Below are 2,494 nucleotides of genomic sequence, written 5' to 3'. Positions count from 1 at the left end.
AGGGTAGATATTACATAAGGAGTGGGAGTACAAACTATCTTGCTGGATTTATTGAAAGTTGGGGGAGAGGGACAATAAAGATAGTTGAAAATTGTTTACAACAAGGATTACCAGAGCCTGATTTTATAGAAGAATATGGAGTGATGAAGGTTGTATTTTATAAAGATAAATTTACAGCAGAAAATTTGAAAAAATTGGGAATTAGTGCAAGACAGATTAAGGCAGTAATGTATGTGAAGGAAAAGGGAAAGATTACGAATAATGAATATCAAGCATTAAATATAATTTCGAAAAAGACAGCTACAAGAGATATGAATTTTCTTGTCGAAAAAGGAATATTTGAAAAAGTTGGAATTACTGGCAAAGGAACAGAATATGTCATAAAGGGGACATAAAGGGGACATAAAGGGGACATAAAGGGGACATAAAGGGGACATAAAAAAGAATATATGACCAATAAACCTAAAAGGAATTTTATTACAATGACAAGAGTATTTTTACAAAATATAATTGAAGAATCAAAAAGATTTGGTGATTTACCAGCTAATTGGAATTCCTTTGATTTAGAAAAATTTTCTAAGACTAAAAAACTTTGGGATTATCAGCAAAAATCTTTAAAGAATGCCATAACTGTTTTATGGAAATATTTTGAGGACCTTGTTGATTATCAGGAAGATGAAAGATTAGAAGTAAATCAAGAAAGAAAACGAAGATTTTTTGTATGGTATAAAGATAACGGATTAGAAGAAAAGTTAGATATAAAATTAGATAAAAGAAAGAGAAATATTTATAATCTTTTAACTGAGTATTATCCTTATGAGGATAGCAAAGTTTCTTATGAGTATTTTATCAACCGTATGTGTTTTTGGATGGCGACGGGAAGTGGAAAAAGCCTGGTCATCATTAAATTAATCCAAATATTAAAAGAATTAATGGGAAGAAAAGAAATTCCCTCTTACGATATATTATTTTTAACTCATCGAGATGATTTGATAGAACAATTAAAAAAGCATGTTGATGAATTTAATTATGCCAACGAAACCAAGATAGATTTAAAAGAATTAAAAGCATATTCGGAAGTTAAAAGACAAAGAAATTTATTTGGGATCACGGTATTTTATTATCGTTCCGATAATTTAAATGATGAACAAAAAGATAAAATTGTGGACTTTAAAAATTATGATAATGACGGCAAATGGTATATATTTTTAGATGAGGCTCATAAAGGAGATAGAGAAGATTCTAAAAGGCAACAAATTTATTCCATACTCTCCAGGAATGGTTTCTTATTTAATTCTTCAGCTACTTTCATAGACCCCAGAGATATTATCACTTGTACTTATGATTTTAATCTCAAAAAATATATAAATGCGGGTTACGGAAAACATATCGGCATCCTAAAACAAGAAATACGGGCCTTTAGAGAAAAAGAAGATTATAGTGAGGAAGAGAAGCAAAAAATAGTTTTAAAATCTCTAATTTTGTTGACTTATGTGAAGAAGTTTTATAAGGAGATAATTAAAATTAATAAAAGCCTATATCATAAGCCATTATTATTAACTTTAGTTAATTCGGTAAGCATTGAAAATGCTGACTTAAAGCTATTTTTCAGGGAACTTAAAAAGATTGGGAAGGGTGAGATTGAAGGGGAAGTGTTTAAAAGTGCTTTAGGTGAACTTTGGGAGGAATTAAAAGAAGAATCTGAGTTTATATTTGAACCCGATAAAAAAATAAAAATAGACGAAAAAATTATAAAAAATATTACTAAAGAAGATATTTTAGATCATATATATAATGCGCAAACCAATGGAGAAATTGAGATATTAAGAAGGCTTTCCAATAAAAAGGAATTGGCTTTTAAATTAAAGACCAGCGATAAGCCCTTTGCTTTACTAAAAATAGGTGATATATCTGGATGGCTAAAGGAGGAACTGGTAGGATATGAAATTCAAGAAAGATTCGAAGAGGAAAGTTATTTTGAAAATTTAAATAAAGAAGATTCTGAAATTAATATCTTAATGGGTTCACGTAGTTTTTATGAAGGATGGGACTCCAACAGGCCTAATGTAATTAATTTCATTAATATTGGAATGGGAGAAGAAGCAAGGAAATTTGTCCTGCAATCTGTGGGGAGAGGCGTAAGAATTGAGCCATTGAAGAATAAAAGAAGAAGATTATTAGAACTTTATAATTCCCAGGAAATAGGGGAAGATTTATTTAATCAGGTTAAGGATAAAGTATTGCCGATAGAGGCTTTATTTATTTTTGGGACTAACCGAGAAGCCTTGAAAACTGTACTGGAAAAATTGGAATTAGAAGGGAAAGGGGAGGGCGAATCCCAGCTTACCCTTTTTATTAATAAAGAAGTTAAAGAACATAAATTACTGGTTCCTATATATAAAGAGGCTAATTATTCTCTTATGAAAAAAAGAGAATTAACTAATTTTGAAATCAATGAACAGGAATTAGAAATTCTTAAAAAATACATTGAATT

The 2,494-nt window shown here is 29.6% G+C and carries 2 protein-coding genes; both read left to right on the top strand.

The window, feature by feature from the left end:
• A partial coding sequence (locus tag COZ07_RS01455) for a DeoR family transcriptional regulator (RefSeq protein WP_406606823.1) occupies positions 1-395 on the top strand: 395 nt, incomplete at its 5' end.
• A gap of 87 nt (positions 396-482) precedes the next feature.
• The coding region (locus COZ07_RS01450) for a DEAD/DEAH box helicase family protein (RefSeq protein WP_406606822.1) at positions 483-2,494 on the top strand (2,012 nt) is incomplete at its 3' end.

Origin of the sequence: Candidatus Infernicultor aquiphilus, from assembly GCF_002784285.1 — a bacterium.
In the GTDB taxonomy this organism is placed as follows: domain Bacteria; phylum Atribacterota; class Phoenicimicrobiia; order Phoenicimicrobiales; family Phoenicimicrobiaceae; genus Infernicultor; species Infernicultor aquiphilus.
The sequence above is the reverse complement of the archived record's forward strand: the minus strand, read 5'-3'. Positions and strand labels throughout refer to the sequence as shown.